This is a genomic window from Mycobacterium sp. TH-M82, from assembly GCF_057473605.1.
On the sequence record NZ_JBYCKY010000110.1, the window covers coordinates 1 to 1,058 of the forward strand.

The 1,058-nt window shown below is 64.5% G+C and carries 1 protein-coding gene and 1 pseudogene; one reads left to right on the plus strand and one right to left on the minus strand.

Annotated elements, in window-relative coordinates:
- Positions 1-349: 349 nt before the first annotated feature.
- A pseudogene (locus AC2VON_RS03330) lies at positions 350-433 on the plus strand (VOC family protein); the annotation flags it as partial.
- 130 nt (positions 434-563) lie between these two features.
- Here AC2VON_RS03330 and AC2VON_RS03335 read toward each other — a convergent pair.
- On the minus strand, positions 564-1,058 hold a 495-nt coding region (locus tag AC2VON_RS03335), incomplete at its 5' end, for a hypothetical protein (protein ID WP_486951669.1).

The window sequence follows — 1,058 nt, forward strand, 5'->3', positions numbered from 1 at the left end:
CCGTTTCGGGGACGTTCGGATCAGGGGTGATCTGGTAGTCGTCGGCGGAGGCGACCGCCCCGGAGAGCAACAGCGCCACCAACGACCCACCGGCGGCTAACGCCTGGGCATGGGTGACGGTGCCGCGACAGCGCTTTGTCATAAGCTCCCCCCCATTCGATCCGCTCACCTCCAAACCCATCGTCTTCACAGCGACCGGCAGTTTACCTGCATGGAACTGAGGTTGCATCTCCAACGGCCACTCGGGAATGCTCCAGCCGGCCTCGCCGCGAAGCCCCAAGTCATCGGCGAACCCGAGCCAATCGCGACTAGAGGGTCACCGCGTCGAGTTTGCCAGTGGCGACGTCGAAACGGCGGCCGCGGGGTGTACTTCTGCGACCCGGCCGGGCACAACATGGAGATCCTCACCCGGGCCCACGGCTCGGGCGGCTGAGCAGTCGGCTCCGGCCGGGCCGGCAGCGCCGTTCCGACATCCGCATCAGCGATGGGAGTCGATGAACTCCGCGACGACCTCCCGGATGATGTGGATGGCCTCGGACTCCAGTGAGCGCAGGTGGCTCAGCTCAGGAGTAGGCGAACAATACGTCGGCCATGCCTTCTGCCGCGTGAATGCCCTGCGCCAGCCAGGAAAGATCGAGGTTCCCGAGCGGCGTCACCAAGGTCTCCGAAACCACGTCTTTACCGGGTGTCGTCGAGACGAGGTCGGAGTACACCAGGTCGAGGCCGGCGCCGAGGTTCGAGACGTTGAACACCGAGCCTGGGAGCGGAATATCGCCAGCGGCGGTGCCTGGGGTTCCTGATTCGTCAGATGTCACGATGAGTGCCTGCTGCGGAGTGCCCCAGACGTTCCCAGTGGTCTCCTCGGCAGAGAAGGTCCCCACCACTGTGTCGCTGTTGTTGACGACGTCGAACTGCTGATGCCCCTGAACGACCACGTGAAACGGAGGAAGTCCGTTTATGGCAGTGAACACTTCCGGAGAGTTGGGATCGGGACGGATCTGGTCGTCGTCTGCGAGCTCGAACGGGGCGAACGGCGAATGGTCGGCAAGGCCCGCGGA